The 20,590-nt window shown below is 41.2% G+C and carries 15 protein-coding genes; 8 read left to right on the forward strand and 7 right to left on the reverse strand.

Annotated elements, in window-relative coordinates; genetic code table 11:
* Positions 1 to 29 precede the first annotated feature (29 nt).
* Together L6494_RS16325 and rppA are read right to left on the reverse strand one after the other, a co-directional pair.
* Positions 30 to 671 (reverse strand): metal-independent carbonic anhydrase, encoded by a 642-nt coding sequence (locus L6494_RS16325; protein WP_237988763.1) that lies wholly within the window; start codon positions 669 to 671, stop codon positions 30 to 32.
* 113 nt (positions 672 to 784) lie between these two features.
* On the reverse strand, positions 785 to 1,477 hold the full coding sequence (gene rppA / locus L6494_RS16330; RefSeq protein WP_237988764.1) for a two-component system response regulator RppA: 693 nt from the start codon (positions 1,475 to 1,477) through the stop codon (positions 785 to 787).
* Between the two features lie 100 nt (positions 1,478 to 1,577).
* On the opposite strand from rppA, the gene hisG reads away from it, so the two are divergent.
* From hisG to L6494_RS16360, 6 genes are all read left to right on the forward strand, one after another.
* Positions 1,578 to 2,222 carry an ATP phosphoribosyltransferase gene (gene hisG, locus L6494_RS16335; protein ID WP_237988765.1) on the forward strand — a complete coding sequence of 215 codons (645 nt, stop codon included), beginning with the start codon at positions 1,578 to 1,580 and terminating at the stop codon, positions 2,220 to 2,222.
* A gap of 349 nt (positions 2,223 to 2,571) precedes the next feature.
* On the forward strand, positions 2,572 to 5,256 hold the full coding sequence (locus tag L6494_RS16340) for a GAF domain-containing protein (RefSeq protein WP_237988766.1): 2,685 nt from the start codon (positions 2,572 to 2,574) through the stop codon (positions 5,254 to 5,256).
* Positions 5,257 to 5,270: 14 nt separating this feature from the next.
* Entirely contained in the window at positions 5,271 to 5,696 is a 426-nt protein-coding gene (locus tag L6494_RS16345) for a response regulator (RefSeq protein ID WP_237988767.1), read from the forward strand.
* Positions 5,697 to 5,701: 5 nt separating this feature from the next.
* A complete protein-coding gene (locus L6494_RS16350; RefSeq protein ID WP_237988768.1) occupies positions 5,702 to 8,002 on the forward strand; it encodes a hybrid sensor histidine kinase/response regulator in 2,301 nt (766 codons plus the stop codon).
* A 111-nt stretch (positions 8,003 to 8,113) separates the two neighbouring features.
* The gene (locus L6494_RS16355; protein WP_237988769.1) at positions 8,114 to 9,994 is read left to right on the forward strand and encodes an ABC transporter ATP-binding protein; all 1,881 of its coding nucleotides are present in this window, start codon (positions 8,114 to 8,116) and stop codon (positions 9,992 to 9,994) included.
* Positions 9,995 to 10,032: 38 nt separating this feature from the next.
* Positions 10,033 to 10,638, forward strand: coding sequence for a Uma2 family endonuclease (locus L6494_RS16360; RefSeq protein ID WP_237988770.1), 606 nt, complete (start codon positions 10,033 to 10,035; stop codon positions 10,636 to 10,638).
* A gap of 48 nt (positions 10,639 to 10,686) precedes the next feature.
* Here L6494_RS16360 and L6494_RS31180 read toward each other — a convergent pair whose 3' ends face one another.
* Together L6494_RS31180 and L6494_RS16365 are read right to left on the reverse strand one after the other, a co-directional pair.
* Entirely contained in the window at positions 10,687 to 11,073 is a 387-nt protein-coding gene (locus L6494_RS31180) for a dual OB domain-containing protein (protein ID WP_442947017.1), read from the reverse strand.
* Between the two features lie 14 nt (positions 11,074 to 11,087).
* Entirely contained in the window at positions 11,088 to 12,566 is a 1,479-nt protein-coding gene (locus L6494_RS16365; protein ID WP_237988771.1) for a hypothetical protein, read from the reverse strand.
* A gap of 520 nt (positions 12,567 to 13,086) precedes the next feature.
* On the opposite strand from L6494_RS16365, the gene L6494_RS16370 reads away from it, so the two are divergent.
* Positions 13,087 to 14,487, forward strand: coding sequence for an amidase (locus L6494_RS16370; RefSeq protein ID WP_237988772.1), 1,401 nt, complete (start codon positions 13,087 to 13,089; stop codon positions 14,485 to 14,487).
* Here the strand turns inward: L6494_RS16370 and L6494_RS16375 are convergent.
* Positions 14,484 to 15,440 (reverse strand): response regulator, encoded by a 957-nt coding sequence (locus tag L6494_RS16375; RefSeq protein ID WP_237988773.1) that lies wholly within the window; start codon positions 15,438 to 15,440, stop codon positions 14,484 to 14,486. The genes L6494_RS16370 and L6494_RS16375 overlap by 4 nt on opposite strands.
* A 240-nt stretch (positions 15,441 to 15,680) precedes the next feature.
* On the opposite strand from L6494_RS16375, the gene L6494_RS16380 reads away from it, so the two are divergent.
* A complete protein-coding gene (locus tag L6494_RS16380; protein ID WP_237988774.1) occupies positions 15,681 to 16,766 on the forward strand; it encodes a RuBisCO accumulation factor 1 in 1,086 nt (361 codons plus the stop codon).
* Positions 16,767 to 16,915: 149 nt separating this feature from the next.
* Here L6494_RS16380 and L6494_RS16385 read toward each other — a convergent pair whose 3' ends face one another.
* Positions 16,916 to 17,437 carry a DUF411 domain-containing protein gene (locus L6494_RS16385; RefSeq protein WP_237988775.1) on the reverse strand — a complete coding sequence of 174 codons (522 nt, stop codon included), beginning with the start codon at positions 17,435 to 17,437 and terminating at the stop codon, positions 16,916 to 16,918.
* Positions 17,438 to 17,464: 27 nt separating this feature from the next.
* Positions 17,465 to 20,587 (reverse strand): efflux RND transporter permease subunit, encoded by a 3,123-nt coding sequence (locus L6494_RS16390; protein ID WP_237988776.1) that lies wholly within the window; start codon positions 20,585 to 20,587, stop codon positions 17,465 to 17,467.
* Positions 20,588 to 20,590 lie beyond the last annotated feature (3 nt).

Genomic DNA, 20,590 nt, shown 5'->3' on the forward strand with positions numbered 1-20,590 from the left:
TAACGAGGTATCATCTATTGCTGGATGACTTATTTTGCTGTATAAGGCAGTGAAGAGTGATGCGTAATAATACGTAGATTACCGTTATCGTCCTTAAAGAACTGCCAAGTTTTGTCCACTGTGGTAGTCTTACCTTGTTTGTCCGTGAATATCACATTTCCCATCGTAGTAGCCGTATTGCCAGTGATGAAAATCCCTGCATTCTTCATCTCTACTTTTCGCCAGCCTTTCAACGCAAAACCCTTGTCTGTTGGGAAATCGGGGTCATCTCCTACAAAATACGCCAAAGCTCCTGCACGGGTAGTGCGGAACGTCTGGGGAGCGATCGCAAGGGTTGGTTTGAAAAGAACTGGACCGAATTGATAACCGTAGGCATCGTCAATTACCTTTGCCGCTAAAGTTTTAGCAGAGGCTTTACCCTTCGTATCATAGGTTGTAGAAATAGCCACTAATGCGTCTCCCCACGCCTTCTGAGCAGCCAAAACTTCGCTCTCACTAATGGACTTATTGACGATTGGTGTTTTCAGGCTTGCAGGAGTTGTCACTGTGTCGCCGGAGTCTGCAACAGATGTCTGGACAACAATTACAACACCTGAGACAAATGTAGTAGCAGCAAACAATCCTAAAATGCTTGGTTTTAAAAGTTTCATCGATAAAGCTTCAAATTTCACCCGTTTATCTTCTCACAAGTTGTAGTTCCAAGTTAAACCAAGTATACAGAAGTGGCGATCGCAATTTTGTTGCTATTTATGCGATCGCTACGAGCTGTCACCAGATTTTTTTTCTACTCAACAGAAGAAGTTCCGAAGCGATAGCCCTTACCATAAACGGTGTGAATCAAAGTTATTTCCTTACCTACTTCAATTTTGCGCCGTAATAGCCGAATTAATGCAGCTATCACATTACTGCTGGGTTGTTCTTCATGTTGCCAGAGATATTGCATAATCTGAGCGTGAGTTAGTAGCTGTCCGGTATGTTCCATAAAATATTGCAACAGCTGGCTTTCCTTCTGCGATAGTTCAATTACGCGTCCTTGACGGTAGGCGACTTGGTTTTCACAATCAAGTTCTAAATCAGCGACACTTAGCCTTCCCGTTGTCGCTTCATAACTGTGAGAACTAGAACGACGCAACAAAGCACGGACTCTAGCCAACAACTCCCGCAATTCAAATGGTTTAACTAAATAGTCATCTGCACCAGCGTCTAAGCCTGCTACTCTGTCATCTAGAGTATCCTTGGCAGTGAGAAACAACACAGGGGTAGCTTTACCTTGGTGACGCATTTCTTGGCAAATCTCCAAGCCTGTTTTTCCTGGCAGCATCCAATCTAAAATGAGTAAGTCGTAACCGCCTGATTGTGCCATCTCTCTACCAAGTGTTCCATTATAGGCAGCATCAACACTGTAACCCTCTCGCGTCAACACGCGACTCAAAGGGTCAGTAAGTTCTACTTCATCATCAACTAATAAAATTCTCATGCTGCTTGGGGTGAGCAATAGAGATATTCTCAATATTATTGAACTGCTTAAACAAGGACATTGTATCAAGTGTCCATAGCCAAGGATATCAAGAAAGAGAATGTTAACTGTTGCGTTGCCGAAAGGGGAACTACTCAAAAATAGCATCCGCCTCCTGCAAACTGTAGGGTTGGACTTTAGTGCTTTTTTAGACTCAGGAAATCGCCAACTTCAAATTACTGATGCGAGTGGACAAGCTAAAGGATTATTAGTCAGAGGGCAAGATGTACCTGTATATGTGGAATACGGTCAGGCGCAATTTGGTATTATTGGTTACGATGTGATCAGAGAAAAAAAACCGCAAGTTGCCCATTTAGTTGATTTGCAGTTTGGCTATTGTCGAATGTCGGTGGCTGTTAAAGCTTCTAGTCCCTACAAATTACCTGTAGATTTACCACCGCACAGTAGAGTGGCTTCTAAATACGTCAATTGTGCTAATGAATACTTTAATAGTTTAGATTTACCTGTGGAAATAGTGCCGCTTTATGGTTCTGTAGAACTCGGCCCGATTACGGGGATGTCTGAGGCGATTGTCGATATAGTTTCCACCGGACGCACTTTAAAAGAAAATGGACTGGTTGAGATTACTACTTTGTATGAAAGCACAGCAAGGTTAATTGCTCATCCCCTCAGCTATCGCCTCAATACAGGTAACTTACATAATTTAGTTGAGCGTCTCAGAGAGTCCGTCTTGACACCAGCTTAATCAGTCAAAAATCAAATTTATCAACCAATATCCCCGACTTTTTTGAAAAGGCGGGGATTTAATTTCAATATGGTTTAGTAAGCCTTTTCCTAGAACTAACCGAAAAAAGCCTTGTTTCTGTTGGGTTTTGTTCTTCAACCCAACTTACGTCGATTTTACCTTTTTGTGTATTGAGTTAAGTTATTTAAATTAATTTTTCTATACTAAGATTAGTGCAACATTTCATTGTATAAACAGATATTTAAATAACATTTTGTTTCATTTTTTAACAAAACTCTAGCTTGCAACAAAGATTCGGGAGTAGATAACCTGACATCGACATTTATTCTAATTTTTTAATCAAAGTGTTATGAAATCCCACTCTACTCATCAGGAACAGGCGAGACTGGCTGCTCTACGTCAGTACCAAATTTTAGATACTGAACCAGAAGAAGCTTATGACAATTTGGCTCATTTAGCTGCCTTTATTTGTGGCACATCTATAGCTTTAGTTAATTTTATTGATGAACATCGTCAGTGGTTTAAGGCAAAATTGGGTTTAGATGTACCAGAAATGCCTCGTAATGTAGGATTCTCTTACCTATGTCAAGAAAAACAGGGTGTTGTAGTGATTCCTGATGCTTTGGCTGACGATCGCCTGGCAAGCAACCCAGTAGTAAAATCATACCCATATGTGCGATTTTACGCAGGTGTACCCCTGATTAACCCCCAAGGTCAAATGTTGGGAACTCTGTGTGTGATTGATCAACAACCTAAACAACTGAGTCAACAACAAATTGACGCACTTGTAGCTTTAAGTCGCTTAGTAATTGACCAACTGGAACTAAGGCGCAACATGGCTGATGTAGCTCAGATGAGCGAAAAATTGATTAATCAAAAGCAAACAGCACGTATAGCATCGGAAATAGTGAGCGATCGCATTAGTAATATACTCGAAAGTATTACCGATGCCTTTTTTGCCCTAGATCAACAGTGGCAATTTACCTACGTTAATGGTCAAGCTGCCAACCTATTGGAGAGAAATCAAACTGAGTTACTAGGTCAAAATATCTGGGAAACATTTCCAGGGATATTAGACACTTCATTTGAGCGAGAATATCACAGAGCCATTACACAAAAGACGAGCGTCGAATTTGAAGAGTTTTATCCACCCCTAGATAAATGGTTTGCAGTCCACGCTTACCCCAGTAAAGACGGCTTATCTGTTTATTTCCAAGATATTACAGAAAAACATCGCACAGCTTCAGCACTCAAAGAAAGTGAAGAACGTTGGCTGTTAGCCTTGCAAGGCAATAATGATGGGATCTGGGATTGGAACGTCAAAACTAATCAAGTCTTCTTTTCTCTGCGCTGGAAACAGATGTTGGGGTACGAAGACCACGAAATTGCTAACGATATAGAAGAATGGTCAAAGCGAGTGCATCCCGATGATTTAGATTGGGTGATGCAAGCCATTCAAGATCATTTTGACCATAAAACACCCTATTACACTACAGAGCATCGCGTACAGTGTAAAGACGGTAACTATAAATGGATTCTAGATCGAGGACAGGCACTTTGGGATGAGGCCGGTAATGTAGTCCGAATGGTCGGTTCGCACACAGATATTACAGAGCGCAAACAGGCAGAAGAAGAACTAAAATGGCAGAATCAGCGATCGCAACTCTTTGCAGAAATCACCGTCAAAATTCGAGAAACTCTGCAAATTGAAGAAATATTACAAATATCAGTGCAAGAAGTCCAAAAACTCCTGCAAGCCGACCGAGTGCTGATGTTTAGGCTGTGGCCTGACGGTTCGGGAATAGTGGAACAGGAAGCAGTTTTACCCGGCTGGCCTGTAGTGTTAGGACAACAAATTCTCGACCCTTGCTTTCAACAAGACTATGTAGACAAATATCGCCAAGGTAGAGTCAGTGCAATTATGGATGTTGCACAAGCAGATATTCAAGATTGCCATCGAGAATTTTTGCAACAGTTTGGCGTAAAATCTAACCTTGTTGTACCAATTCTCCACCGAGAAGGAATTTGGGGTTTGCTAATTGCCCACCAGTGTAACGCTCCTCGCCATTGGAGTAAATTCGAGTTGGACTTATTGCAACAGTTAGCTAACCAAATGGGGATAGCCTTATTTCAAGCACAGTTACTAGAACAACAAACTCGCCAAAGTCAAGAACTCGCTCGTTCTAATGCTGAATTAGAAAGTTTTGCTTACGTCGCTTCCCATGACTTACAAGAACCATTAAGGATGGTGACTAGTTATTTACAGTTACTAGAACGACGCTACAAAAATCAACTAGACGCTAATGCAGAACAGTTTATTAGCTATGCTGTCGATGGGGCGCAACGGATGCAAACCTTAATCAACGATTTATTAAACTATTCTCGTTTGACAACCCGTGGACAACCCTTTGTCTCAGTTGATTGTGCTGTGATTTTAGAACGGGTACAAACCAATCTCAAAATAGCCATTGAAGAATCTGGAGTAGTCATCACCCATGATCCTTTACCTACAGTTACCGCAGATCCAACGCAGTTAACCCAAGTTTTTCAAAACTTAATTGCTAACGCCATCAAATTCCGCCGAGACATTCCCCTAGAAATTCATATTGGAGTAGTTAGGGAAGGAGGGGAGCAGGGGAGTAGGGGAGTAGGGGAGCAGGGGAGCAAGGGAGCAGGGGAGCAGGGAAGCAGGGAAGACAAGAGAGAATGTTCTCAGAACCAGCTAAACGCCGCGCTACCGCTAACACAATCGGCTAAACGCCGCGCTACCGCTAACAGCACTCAGCACTCTCATTGGCTTTTTTCTGTCCGAGACAACGGAATAGGTATAGAAGAACAATATATTGAAAGAATTTTTGTAATTTTTCAACGCCTGCATGGCAGAAATAAATATCCAGGTACGGGCATCGGGTTGTCAATTTGTAAGAAAATTATTGAACGCCACGGTGGTCAGATTTGGATTGAGTCTGAACCAGGTCAAGGCTCAGTTTTCTACTTCACAATTCCAGAACAAGCAGGTCAAGACAAGTCATGATTGGAACAAATATAATGCCAATTCAGGTTTTGTTAGTAGAAGACAATCCGGGAGATGTCGAACTTACACGCATTGCCTTAGAAGATAGCAAAATCTCAGTTAATCTCAATGTGGTAGAAGATGGGGTAGAAGCAATGGCATTTCTCAGAAAACAAGAAAAATATGCCAATGTACCTCATCCAGATATAGTCCTACTTGATTTAAATTTACCTAGAAAAGATGGACGGGAAGTTTTAGCAGAGATTAAAACTGATCAACATCTCAAACGTATTCCTGTCGTGGTTTTGACAACTTCCCAGGCTGAAGAAGATATTCTCAAAGCCTATAACCTATCGGCTAACTGTTATATAGCCAAGCCAGTTGATTTTGACCAGTTCGTTAGAATTGTAAAGTCTATAGAAAACTTTTGGTTTGCGATCGTCAAACTGCCACCGGAGTAAAGGCTATGGCAGATAAAATTATTCAAGTTTTATTAGTAGAAGATAATCCCGGTGATGCTTTTTTAATTCAAGAGTTAATCAAAGAAGTCAGTACAGCTAAAGTAGCTTTACACACAGTTGAGCAATTGTCAGAAGCATTTAACCTGTTAGCCAATGCAGCTAGTAGCGGGTTAGTTAAAAAGTTTGATGTCATGTTATTAGACCTGTCTTTACCTGATAGCCAGGGAATCGAAACTTTTATTAAAGCTAATAGCCAAGCCAAAACAATTCCGATTATCGTTCTAACTGGTATAGATGATGAAACCTTGGCTTTAAGAGCTATGCAGGAAGGAGCGCAGGATTATTTAGTCAAAGGACAAGTGACTGGCGACTTATTAGTCCGCTCTATGCGATATGCCATTGAACGCCAACGCATAGAAGATGCACTTTGTCAAAGTGAAGAAAGATTCCGGGTAGCCTTAAAGAACTCCCCGATTTTTGTGTTCAACCAAGATATAGACTTACGATATACCTGGGTTTATAACCAAAGGGCTGGGTGGACAGAAGAACCAATGTTGGGTAAAAAAGATTGTGAAATCATGCCCCATGCAGATGCCCAAGCTCTCAATGCAATTAAATATAATGTTTTAACTACAGGTATAGGTACTCGTGCAGAAGTATCGATTACAACCAGTAAAAGTATTCGATATTATGACTTGACAGTTGAGCCATTGCGGAATGAATCCCAAGAAATCATCGGGATAACTTGCGCCAGTATTGATATTACTGAACAACAAACTGCTTTGCAAGAACGCCACTTAGCAGAAGCAAAAATCCGCGAACAAGCAGCATTATTAGACATTACCACTGATGCGATTTGTGTACGCGATTTACAAAATCAGATACTTTTTTGGAATAAAGGGGCAGAAAATTTATACGGTTGGCAAGCTAAAGAGGTGATGGGGCAAAATGCTAGTGAATTGTTGTTTTATGAACCATCCCCAGAGGTGGAAATTGCTCTATTACACGTCATTTCCCAAGGTAACTGGCAAGGAGAGTTAAACAAAGTTACTAAAAAGGGGAAAGAACTTTTAGTAGCTAGTCGCTGGAGTTTAGTTCGTGATGAGTATGGCAAACCTAAATCAATTCTTTCTGTTGATACAGATATTACTCAGAAAAAACATTTAGAAGCGCAATTATTGCGTACTCAACGCCTAGAAAGTATAGGAACTTTGGCTAGTGGCATCGCTCATGATCTCAACAATATCCTGACACCAATTTTAGCCGGAGCGCAATTATTACCCCTAAAGTTTCCCGATGCAGATGAACGCACTCAACATTTATTGGAGATTTTAGAAATCAACGCTAAACGCGGTGCGGATTTAGTCAAGCAGGTATTGTCTTTTGCCAGAGGTGTAGAAGGTAAACGCATCACTTTGCAACTCAGACACATTATTGTCGAACTGTCCAAAATTCTCAAAGAAACATTTCCCAAACCTATCAAAATTGTCACAGATGTTTCCAAAGAATTATGGACAGTTTGTGGAGATAGTACCCAACTCCATCAAGTGATGATGAATCTCTGTGTTAATGCCCGTGATGCTATGCCTGATGGTGGAACTCTTACTATTACGGCAGAAAATCTCCTTATCGATGAAAACTATGTTCGCATGAACTTAGAAGCCAACCCAGGCCCATACATAGTAGTGACAGTCTCAGATACGGGTGAGGGGATTCCAGAAGAAAACTTAGACCGTATTTTTGAACCATTCTTTACAACCAAAGCAGTAGGACAAGGTACAGGTTTGGGACTTTCTACTTTAATTGGGATTGTCAAAAGCCACGGTGGTTTTGTAAATGTAGACAGTGAAGTAGGACGTGGTACTACATTTAAAGTTTACTTACCAGCAGTGGGAAGTACAGAAATATTTAGTCCAGATGAGTTGTCACCACCTATAGGACAGGGAGAATTGATTTTGATTGTAGATGATGAGCCTGCAATCAGGGATATTACGAGAACATCTTTGGAAAGCCACCAATACCAAGCCTTAGTTGCTAGTGATGGGATTGAAGCGATCGCAATTTACGCCAAATATGCCGATAAAATTAGTGCTGTACTAGTTAACCTCATGCTCCCAGGACTGGATGGTTTAACTACTATCCGCACCTTGAAAAAAATTAACCCCGATGCCAGAATTATTGCTACTAGTGGGTTAATTGCTAAAAATAAGCTGGGAGAAATAGTCAACACTGGTGCGGCAACATTTTTACCCAAACCCTACACTATCAATGAGTTGTTGTTGGCTTTAAACCAAGTTATGACCTGATTAGTCAATCTGCTCTACTACCTCTCAATCTCAGGTACTTCACAAAAACTAATAATGTTGCCCTTAAACAAGTGTTTCTAAAATTGTAAAAATTAATATAATGCTCATACTATGAGCATCTACCAATCATCTTCCAAATCTTACAGAAAAGACCGTTGGCGTAACAATGACTGGCGGCTGTTTTTACGTCTAGTCCCTTACGCCCGCCGTAGCAGCAAACTGCTAACCCTCGCGATATTATTGCTATTGCCCATTGCTATAGCTAACGCGGTGCAGCCATTACTAATTGGACAGGCTGTGTCACTCATTCGTAATGAACCCAGCACCTACGAGTTCTTGCAAAATCGCCCCGTAACCCAAGGGTTAAATATCCTCATCGGATTATTGTTCACTATGATTGTGCTGCGATTAATCCTCACAGGTGTTCAGGGTTATGTACTACAGAATATAGGGCAGAAAATCACCGCCGGCATTCGCCAAGATTTATTTCATCATGTAACATCATTGGCCGTAAGGTTTTTTGACCGTACACCTGTAGGTAAATTAGTCACTCGACTCACCAGTGATGTGGAAGTCTTAGGCGATGTGTTCTCCACTGGGGCTATTGGCATCGTTTCTGATGTGTTTTCGATGCTGGTAATCTTGGGGTTGATGTTTTCTATCCAGTGGCAACTTGCTAGTCTATTACTGGTGATGTTAATCCCTGTGACTTGGTTAACTATTTATTTTCAACGACGATATCGTCAAGCTAACTACAAAGCACGGGAAGAACTGTCAGTTTTAAATTCTCAGCTACAGGAAAATGTGCTGGGAATTAACGTCGTGCAGTTGTTCCGGCGAGAAAAGTATAACGCTGAGTTATTTCGCACGACTAACCAACGCTACAACCAGCAAGTTGATGAAACTATTTTTTACGATTCTGCCGTTTCTGCTACTTTAGAATTAATTGGCTTAATTGCGATCGCTGGAGTATTAGGTTTGGGTGGTTGGTTACTGTTAGGCGAAAACTTGACTTTTGGAACATTATCTGCATTCATTTTATACGCCCAGCGATTGTTTGACCCTTTGCGAGATTTTGCCGAGAAATTCACCGTGATTCAAGCTGGGTTCACAGCGATGGAACGTGTAAGTGATATTTTAGATGAACCGATAGAAATTAGCGATCGCGTCAATCCCCGTCTTTCCGTCCTAGATACCCAATTCGGATACATCGATGAAATCATCGCCAATTTAGAATCAGAAGATACCCAGCCTCAACCAACCTTGGGAGAAATCCGGTTTGAACACGTTTGGTTTGCCTATAAAGATGATGATTACGTCATTAGAGATTTAGATTTTGTCATTCATCCCGGCGAAAAAGTCGCCTTAGTAGGGCCGACAGGCGCAGGTAAAAGTTCCATTATTCGGCTGTTGTGTCGTCTCTACGAACCCACCCAAGGACGCATTCTTGTAGATGGTGTAGATATTCGGGAGTTACCCCAAGCAGAACTGCGTCGTTACATGGCAGTTATTTTACAAGAAGGCTTCTTGTTTGCTGGTGATGTAAAAAGTAACATTACATTGGGTGATTACTATACCTTTGAAGAGATTGAAGCTGCTGCTGAAAAAACGAACATTGCCGAATTTATTGGACAATTACCCGCAAGTTATAACACCCAACTCCGAGAACGCGGGACAAATCTATCTAGTGGACAAAAGCAACTTTTAGCCTTTGCCCGTGCAGCTATTCGTAACCCGCAAATTCTGGTTTTAGATGAAGCAACCGCTAGTCTAGATGTTGGTACAGAAGCTTTAGTTCAGGAAGCACTAAACGAGTTGTTAATCGGACGGACGGCAATTATTATTGCTCACCGCTTGTCTACAATTCGCAATGTCGATCGAATTTTTGTCTTGAAGCGAGGCGAATTAATTGAACAAGGTAGTCATGACGAATTGTTAAAAGCTGGAGGACTTTATTCTACCTTGCACAACCTGCAAATGTTGGGAACTTAATCTTTAAGTAAAATTAAGTCAAGCATGAATGCAAAATTATGACTACAAGTTTACCCAGCATTACCGAGATTATACCAATAGTATTGCAATTGCCGAGTGCGATCGCCATGAGTGACGATCAATTTTATGAATTTTGTCAACTCAATCACGATTTAAATATCGAACGCAATGCTATTGGAGAATTAATAATTATGCCCCCAACTGGTTCGGAAACTGACGAAAGCAACTTTAACTTAATTGGGCAGTTATGGGTTTGGACAAAGCAAGATGGTACAGGTGTAGGTTTTGGTTCTAGTGGTGGGTTTACTTTACCTAATGGCGCAGTACGTTCTCCTGATGCAGCTTGGATAAAACGCATACGCTGGGAAGCCATACCATTAGAATTGCGAAAGAAATTTGCACCAATTTCTCCTGAGTTTGTGATTGAATTGCGTTCTGAAAGTGATAATTTAAGAACTTTGCAAGACAAGATGCAAGAATATATAGATAACGGCACACAACTTGGTTGGTTAATTGATAGAAAACAACGCCAAGTTTTTATTTATCGTCCGAATATTCCAGTTGAGATATTAAATAATCCTCAGACACTTTCTGGTGAACCTCTATTACCTGGCTTTTTTTTAGATTTAAGTCAAGTTTGGTAGAAAATAAACTTTCAGGCGTTAAAGACAGAAGCATTGATGATGGGCTACTTAACTTACATACATTGTTTTCCTATTCTCTGTTTCCTTGGATATAGCTTGCCATCCTAAACGTTGCTTCACCTCTGCAACATTAATCACTGCTGCAACTAACTTATAGCAAAATTCTTGATGATATCCATCATAAGAAAATGGTTCACTTATGCTAATAGTTAATCGAAATTGGTCATGGGCAAAATTTTCCAAATTGAGTTTTTGTATAACTTCCAGACAAGTATAAATTCCTGCATCTAAGCAAGATAATTTATCTTTCCAGATAGGGTCAGTAATTGGTAAATTATAAAAGTTATCACCTAAGCAAAAAATAGGTCTGCATTTCTTTTCAGATTGATCACCTTTAACCTGCCATTCCAGTTTCTCTGCCTTGATTAACTTGATTGGTTCTCAATCCCTCAATTTACAGATTGAATTCTATTTTGCATTATGGCATTAATCGCGGCATAATGGCTTTTATAATTGGGTAGTATTGATTGAGCTTGTCCATAAACAGAACTGCTTTTTGGGATAGATTCTAATAACTTAATTGACTTGTGCCATTTATCTTTTGCTTGTTGCCAAGCTGTTAAGGAATTAGGTGAAGTTTCCATAAAAAACTTAGCTTCTGTTGCTAGTTTTTCTGCTAATTCTAAGTTGGCTACAGCTTTCTTTTCAGTGGTAGCTCTTTTGGTTATAGCAATATAATTAAGTTGATAACGAACCAGTTTTTCTTGAGCAATGACAGATACAGATGTTCCTTCGGGAATACTTTTTAATAAATTAATTGCCTCTTGCCATTTAGACGCTGCCTGTTGCCATACATTAAGTGCATGGGGAGGGTTTTGAGCGAGAGAAGAAGCCTCCATTCCCAACTTTAAAGCAGCTTTAAAATTGCTCTTAGCAATATTCTCTTGATATAAATTCAGACCAATTTGGTGAATTTGCATGATCTGTTCTTTGGCAAACCATCCACCAACACCTAAGACAGTTAAGCCAGAAAAAATAAATAAAGTTTTCTGCAAAACTTTAGATGATGATAAATTATATTTCTGCCTTTTTATGTGATTATTCGTAATTACTGATTGATTATTTTTATGTTTAATTCCTTCAAGCTTGGCTTGAAATCCATTTATCTTTTCTTCAAAAATATCACATTCATTAATAATCTCAGTCAATTCCCGAAAATGTTCATTACTAGATATAATTAATTCATGAGCATCATCTAACCATTCTATCGAAAACCCAGATTTACCACAAAATGATGACAATGCTATCATTATTGTTAATAAACTTTGAGTGTTTTGAATAGTATTTTTGACTAAATTTAATCTATTTTGTAATCTTGACAAATCTTCTTCAATATTCAGTATTTGTCTGTGTGAAAGCTTATGTTTATTTGAATTATTAATATTTAAGCGATTTTCAATTTCTATAATTTGAATGGACAAGCTGGGATAATTAATATTTAAATTGATTTGATTGACTAAGTTAGCATCTCCTAAAATATCTGCGGCGATCGCCTGCAATAAATCACCCCATTCCAGCCAGCAATTAATTTTTGACTGTAAACTAATTAAAGATATATCAGTTTCTGGATTGCCAAACTTTTCTGTAATTAATCCTGGGTTGCCAGTAATCGCAGGATTGACTTGTAAAATGTTTGGTATTATCAGACTTTTGATAGTATAAGATATTGTACTAACAGTATTATTATTAGCTTTACGTGTGACACAGCATAATTCTTGGGCGATCGCTTGTTTAATATTGCGGAGTTGTTCCTGAGCATTATTAATCAGGACAACCTGTTGCATAATATCTTGAGAATTACCAATAGTCAGTTTCAACTTATAAACAATTTGTGGCAATTCATTAATAAGTATTTCTATGTCAGCCATAAATATCACTTGGGGATTTGCAAAATTTATTAAGAAGAATTCAGCATATAGGCGCAGCCTTCTGGATTCTGGATTCTAAATTCTGACTCCTGATTTATCCTTTACTGCGAACCCTGCTCATGGTAATCTGGCTGCAAATTCCAGAAGACCTTGATCAATCCATAGCCTTTTTGTGAGATAAGTATTTTTGCTTATCGTAATTATCAGTAAGTACGAGCAATAAGTTGTTAAATCACAAAAACGATAGATTTATAGTTCCCAAAAATTTTGCTAAAGTAACAACGCTGTTGAGGGAAGAGTCAAACCAATTCGCAATTCGCAATTCGCAATTCGCAATTCGCAATGGACTAACGTCCCGCTACGCTAACGCAATTGCAATCAGTGGGGGCTTGAAACCCACATAATTACCAATTACCAATTTGGTCAATAGTTAACAGTTTTTCCCTTCTGCTTCCTTGTCTTCCCAATCCCCAATACCCAGTCCCCAATCCCCAGTCCCCAGTCCCCAGTCCCCAACCTTATGAATGAAACGGATTTAGCCTTTACCCCAGCACTAGAGTTAGCAAAATTAATCCGACGGCGGGAAGTATCACCGTTAGAGTTGGTAGAAATATATCTAAGCCGGATTCAGCAGTTGAATCCCCAGTTGGGCAGTTATTTTACAGTGGCGGCAGATTTAGCGATCGCCGATGCTACAGCTAAGACAGAATTAGTCACGACAACCACAGAACTCCCACCATTTTTTGGTGTACCAATTTCCATTAAAGACCTCAACGCCGTGGCGGGTGTACCTTGTACCTATGGGAGTCCAGCATTACTGAATAACATTCCCGAATTTGATGATGGGGTTGTCATACGCATTAAACAAGCTGGCTTTATTATTCTCGGTAAAACAGCCACTTCAGAATTAGGTTCGTTTCCTTATACCGAACCTACAGGATTTGCCCCCGCCAGAAACCCGTGGAATTTAGAATATACTCCCGGCGGTTCTAGTGGTGGAGCAGCCGCCGCAGTCGCAGCCGGACTATGTGCGATCGCTCAAGGTTCTGACGGTGGTGGTTCAATTCGGGGGCCTGCGGCTTGTTGTGGTTTAGTGGGGATTAAACCAGCACGGGGTAGAGTCAGTAAAGCACCAGTAGGCGATCGCCTAGCGGGAATTGCTGCCAATGGGCCTCTCGCCCGGACTGTGGCGGATGCGGCGGCTATGTTAGATACTATGTCTGGTTATGTCACTGGTGATCCTTACTGGCTACCCGATCCAGAACCATCATTTTTGACGGCTGCCCAAACTCATCCAGGGAGTTTGCGAATTGCCTTTGCTACTGGTATTCTTCCCTTTGGTGAAGCCGATGCTAATTGTCAACGGGCGGTTTTGCAGACAGTAAAATTATTAGAACAACTCGGTCATCAAGTTGAGCAAAAATTTCCCGATTTCAGTGCCTTAGTTGAACCGTTTAAAGCCGTCTGGCAATCGGGAATTGCTGGTGCAGGATTACCGTCCGAGGTATTGCAACCTGTCAACCGTTTGCTATTGGCACGAACGGGGACTGTTGGTGAATATATCCAAGCAGTTTATGCTATGCAGATGGTAGCGCGGCAAATTGTGTCCTTGTTTGACACTATAGATGTATTCCTATTGCCTGTTTATTTGCACTCTCCCATCCGGGTAGGGGAATGGACAGCTTTGAGTCCTGAAGATACATTTGAAAAAATTGTCAATTGGGTTGCCCCTTGTCCAGCAGCCAATGCTACCGGACAACCAGCGATCGCTTTACCTGTAGGGTTTGATAGTAATGGTGTACCTATGAGTGTGCAGCTTGTCGGCAAACCGGCGGCCGAAGCTACCATCATTAGCCTCGCTGCCCAACTAGAAGCCGCTAATCCTTGGATTCAGCACCGTCCAGTTGTGGCTATACATTAAACTTTTGCTTGATGACATTGACTACTAGTTAAGGCGATCGCTACTAGTTCCGCCGATAAATGAATCAGGTTTAGTTCATCCTCTCTTAAAAAGCTTGGTTGTTTCCACAGGAGAGATAACACCCCTAACATTTCATTTCGGTAGGTAATGGGGATGACTAAATGCGCTTGGATGCCGCTTTCTTGGTAATGAGTCACACCAGCTAGTTTTGCGTCTTTGGCAATATTTAAGGAAACTTGAATTTTACCAGTGGCGATCGCTTCACTTGTCAGTGGATCTTGCCCCAACCAATTTTGGATACCACCTTCAGGACAGTAAAATCCTTGGGTGGCTGACAGTGTTTGCCCTTCTACCAGTTGCACAATACAGATATCAGCCGCAAAACTGTCACAAAAAGCTGTAGCGATAGGTGTGAGAATAGCTTCTAAACTTTGGGCGGCTTGAGTCACTTGTACCAAAACAGTTAGGAGTGACATTTGAGCATTAGCACGGCGTAGTTCTTCTGTACGTTGCTTGAGCAAGTCATAGGTTTCTGCGGCCCGTTGCACAACGGCTTTGAGTTCACTAGGGTCCCAAGGCTTAGTAATATACTTATATACCTGTCCGGCATTAATGGCTTCCACCAAGTCTTCAATATCAGTAAATCCCGTGAGAATTATCCGCACCGTATCAGGAAACTGTGGTACAGTTTTACTGAGAAACTCCGTACCCTTCATTTCTGGCATCCGTTGGTCAGAGATAATTACTGCCACTTCCCCTTCTAGTGCCAATACTTCTAAGGCATTAATGCCACTATCAGCTTTGAGGACATTAAAATCTCGGCGAAAGGTGCGATAAAGTAAATCTAGGTTATCCGGTTCATCATCAACTACTAAGATTTTGAGCTTTTTAGGTCTTTCTAAAGTTGCCATTGGACGATGATTTGTCTGGATATCGGAAATAGTGTCAGCCATAGATATTACCTGTAAAAATTATTTATATTCTTACTTTTTTACCAAGCTTAGTAGATTATTTCTATCAAGCCTTGCGGAAAACTACTGATATGGTTATTATGAGTCCCGATGAGCGTTATTGGTAACGCAAAATTTTATCTGACGGTAGAGAGTATATATATTTAGCTGATAAAGATTAGAATAAGATTTGCTAATACGGTATCAACTTAGCCTCTCAAGTAGAAGCTGAAATTTTAGATTATGACTGACTTACCACCCAACGCTCCCAACCCTAAAAATCCTGCTGATGATTCATCTCAAGAGTTACTGCGAAAACTGAGACAAAAACAAGGTAATTGGGTGGAATGGGGATTAGCGATCGCCACTCTACAAAAATCTGGTTACAATCCCCAAGAGATTTTTGAAGCCACAGGATTTGAGCCAGTTCAGCAAAATCAGGTAGTGGTTGGCTCGCAAGTGTATAGTTCTATGGAAAAAGCTGGCGCATCAGAGGCGACGCGCGCGCACTATATGACTCGTGGTAGTGATGTTTTATATGAACTGCGGTTACTCACCCACGAACAACGGGCGGTAGCGGCTGAATTGACTTTTCAGCATAAACTTGATTTAGATGAAGCGCGGGAAATAGCCAAAGCCATTAAAGATTTCGCTCGCTTTCGCGCTTTACCACAAGGGTTTTCTGACCATCCAGGAGATGCTGTAGCTTATCAAGCTTGGAAATTAGCACGGCAAAATTCAGATTTGCAAGAGCGATCGCGTTTAATTGGTAAAGGGTTACGCTTTGCTCACACCCAAACAGCCAGAAAACAAATCGAACAGCTATTAGTTGATTTTACTGTTGTTTCCCAGCGTCCCGCCCCCATTCCTCCCTTTTATCGCTTCGATTCTGAGGATGAATTACCCCGCATTGTACCTGTCGTAGGTGAGTTACCTTTAACACCACAAGACCTGCAAGCAGTTCCCCTGGTGACAGAAATTGAACCATTCCGCCTAGTGAAGTTTGCTGGTGAACAAGCTTGGGTAGCATTACCTGGTTGGCAAGTGCTGTTGAGTGCAGAAGACCCAGTAGTAATTTTAGCAACTAGCGATCGCTTTCCTAACGCAACTCTAGCCCAGCCTAGTTCTGTTTTAGTAGTTGTAGATCGCAATCAACGAGAATGGAATGATTTGAGTTACTTTGTTGTCGATAATGGTGGTGAGCTAGATTTCCAGTGGTTTGAAACAGAACCAGAATTTGCCATCCTCGGCAAAGTTATCATCATCGTCCGCCCACGGCAAATCCTAGATGAAGAAGTAACTAAAGATTCCTGGCAAATTGACGAATAAGCTTGAGATTGTTGACGAAAAATAGAACCTTCCCCTAAGAGATGTTTCGCTTCGCTCAACATGACACCTTAAGCATTTATACAAGAGGTCTATTCATCACATCAATTCAAGCCCACACTTCCCAGTTAGCGAAGTGTGGGTAAAAGATTTTAATAATTGTTAAACACTTGGACTTCTCCTTTTTGATTGAATGCCATAACTGTAAATGGCTCTTTTTTATTACCCGATTCCATTCCAGGCGTTCCTATCACCATTCCTGGTACAGCTAAACCTGCAAGTTGGGGCTGTTGTTGCAGAAAAAGCTTGATGTCATCGGCGGGAATATGTCCTTCCATCACATAACCGTCAATAATTGCTGTATGACAAGATGCTAAATTTGGAGGTAAATTATACTTTTGTTTAATAGCCTCCATCTCATCAGTTTTGATATCTGCTTGGATTTTAAAACCTTGCTTTTGGATGTGTTTTATCCAACTTCCGCAGCAGGTACAAGCCGGACTGCGATAAACAGTAACCTCCCGCATTTGTAAATCTGATGTGGTTTTATTGTCCCAGATACTAGCAGCAAGTGCAGATGTAGAATTACTATCAAAAATAATTACAGTAGCGAGTATAAAAAGTAGCAAATTACGCAGTAATGGACTAATTAAAATAGCGATAATTTTGTACATTGATGAATCCTCATTACCTTCATATTATTACTCAAAAATAGCTGCAATTTCCTTGCCAGGCTGGACATCTGAAAGGGCTTTTTTAGGCAGCAAAAATTTACCGAACTGAGCATATAAAGCAGGTAAAACTAGTAATGTTAACGCTGTAGAAGTAAACAAACCTCCCAGCACCACTATAGCTAGAGGCTGGAGAATTTCCTTACCTGCACCTATACCAATTATCAAAGGTATCATGCCCAAAGCTGAAGTTAAAGCTGTCATTAAAATTGCTACTAAGCGTTCCATTGAACCTGCAAAAATTACTGTCTTTAAAGGCAAACCCTGGGCTAATTTCTGATTGTAATTATCTACTAATAAAAGTCCGTTGCGTGTGGCTACTCCAAATAGAGTGATGAACCCGACTAAGGAAGCCACAGAGATAATTCCGCCACCTAAAGCAATGGAAAATATACCCCCTACCAATGCTAGAGGTAGGTTAATCATAATCATTAGCATCGCAGCAACAGATTTAACTGCAAAGTACATCAAGACAGCAATAATTACAATTGCTAAACTTCCAAATACCAGTAAGTTTTGGGTAGCGCGTTGTTCTGATTCAAATTGTCCGCCGTATTGAATGAAATAACCTGTAGGTAACTGAATTGATTGCTGTACTTTAGCTTGAATTTCATCAACGACAGAACCTAAATCTCGACCGGAAACATTAGCAGAAACTACAATTAAACGTGAGACATTTTCCCGATTAATCGTGTTGGGGCCTGTTCCATAGTCAACGCTGGCGACTTGAGCTAGGGGGATTTTTTGCCCTGTGGGGGTATCTACTAATAAGTTGCGGATAATTTCTAAATTATTCCGTGCTTCTGGTTGTAACCACACAACTAAATCAAATAATTGTTGTCCTTCCAAAACTTGGGAAACAACCCGCCCATTCAAAGCAGTTTCGGTCATTTCTGCTAGTTGACCTATTGTTAAACCATAGCGAGCTGCGGCTGCTCTGGAAAATTTAATTTGTACCTGCTTAATGGGGACTTGGGGTTCAAGTTGTAAATCTACCAGTCCCGGTATATCTTTGACAGCCGCTTGCACCTCAGAACCAATGTGACGCAGTTCGCCTAAATCTGAGCCAAAAATTTTGATAGCGATCGCACTTCTCACTCCTGATAATACCTCATCCATGCGGTGAGAAATAAAGCCGCCAATACTAGGGGCAACTCCTGGTATTTTGGCAAATTCAGCCCTTAGCTTCTCAATGCTTCCTTTCCTATCTTGTAAGCCCTCCTTAGTCAATTCCACATCTAAATGTCCCAAATTCACACCACCAGCATCAGCATCACCAGGAGCGCGTCCGGCTCGTAATTGGACTGTGCTAAATCGCTTGTCACCTTTCAAAGCCTCTTGCATAACGAACCCGACTTGATTCGTGGCTGACAGAGAACTTCCAGGATACAGCAGCACAGCATTAACTAAAGATGGTTCTTGGAACTCCGGCAGAAATACCCTACCCAAGCTTGGTAAAATTATTAAAGATGCAACTAAACTAGCCCCAGCTATTGTCAAGATAATCGTCGGGAAGCGGAGAGAAAAATTTAGTAACGGTTGATAAAGTCGCTGTGATAAAGCATTTACCCAAGTATCATCTGAAGGTAACTGGCGATTAGCTAATAAAATCGCGCACAATGCAGGCGAAAGCGTCATGGCTACAAAGGTAGACGCAAAAATTGATACCAAATAAGCCACACCCATCGGGGCAAATATGCGCCCTTCTACACCCGTAAGCATGAAAATAGGGGCAAAGACTACGGCAATAATGACTGTAGAAAAAATGACGCTGACTCTGACTGCAACTGAGGTATCGTAAACCACCTTAAAAGGATGCACAGGATTGCTTACAGCTTGATTTTTACGTAAACCCCGGTAGCAGTTTTCCATATCAACAATTGAGTCATCCACTACCGAACCAATAGCCACAGCCAAACCACCCAAGGTCATAGTGTTAATTCCCTGACCAAATAAATTGAGAATCAGCATCCCAATTAAAACTGATAGGGGAATGGCACTCAGAGTAATTACAGCCGTGCGCCAGTTCATCAAAAACAGCAGCAAGATAACAGCGACAATAATAGTACCATCACGGAGAGAACTGGTAACATTTTCAATAGCTGCGGCAATAAAACTTTCCTGGCGAAAAGTTTCTGTAACTTTCACATCTGGGGGTAATGCTAATTTTACCTCTGCGATCGCCTTTTCAATTGCTTTAGTTACAGTCGGTGTATCATACTGCGGCTGTTTATTCACCATCACCACAATCGCATACTCACCATTAAGACTACCATCACCACGTTTTAAAGCCGCGCCAATCTGCACAGATGCGACATCTTGGAGTAACACAGGCGTACCATTACGGGCTGTCACAGCAGAGTTACCCAACTGTTCAATAGATTCAACCCGTCCCAGTCCCCGAATGATAATTTCTTGGTCAGGATTAATTAAAAAACCACCAGCAGCATTCACATTAGCGGCTTTTGTAGCTGCTGTCACCTCATCCAAAGTGACATTAAATGCTTTCAACTTCGCCGGGTCAACTAAAACCTGATATTGACGAACATCACCACCATAAGCAATTACTTGCGAAACCCCAGGTACAGCCAACAGTCGATTCGTCACATCCCTGTCAACCAAACGCCGCACTTCCATCAGTGGCGTAGTGTCAGCAGTGAAAGCATACTGCAACACAGTCCCTATCGGGGAAGTAATCGGCGAAATTTGGGGATTTTCTATACCTGAAGGTAACTTCTCCTGCACCTGTTGCAATCTTTCCGTCACCAACTGACGAGCCTGATAAACATTCGTTCCCCACTTAAAAATCACCTTCACCACCGAAATTCCCACCGCCGAGGAAGAACGTACCGTTTCCACCCCCGGCGTACCATTCACAGAACTTTCAATGGGTAAAGTCACCAGAGATTCTACCTCTTCTGGAGCGAGTCCTGGGGCTTCAGTTTGAATCTCAACTTGTGGCGGTGCAAAATCAGGAAAAACATCCAACGGCATCTGAGTCAGATTGTACACACCCAAAAACGTAACTACAACCGCCCCCAACACCACCAACCACCGTTGAACAATCGACCACTTAAGGATGCTATTTAACATTTT

The organism is Nostoc sp. UHCC 0870 (assembly GCF_022063185.1).
GTDB lineage: Bacteria > Cyanobacteriota > Cyanobacteriia > Cyanobacteriales > Nostocaceae > Trichormus.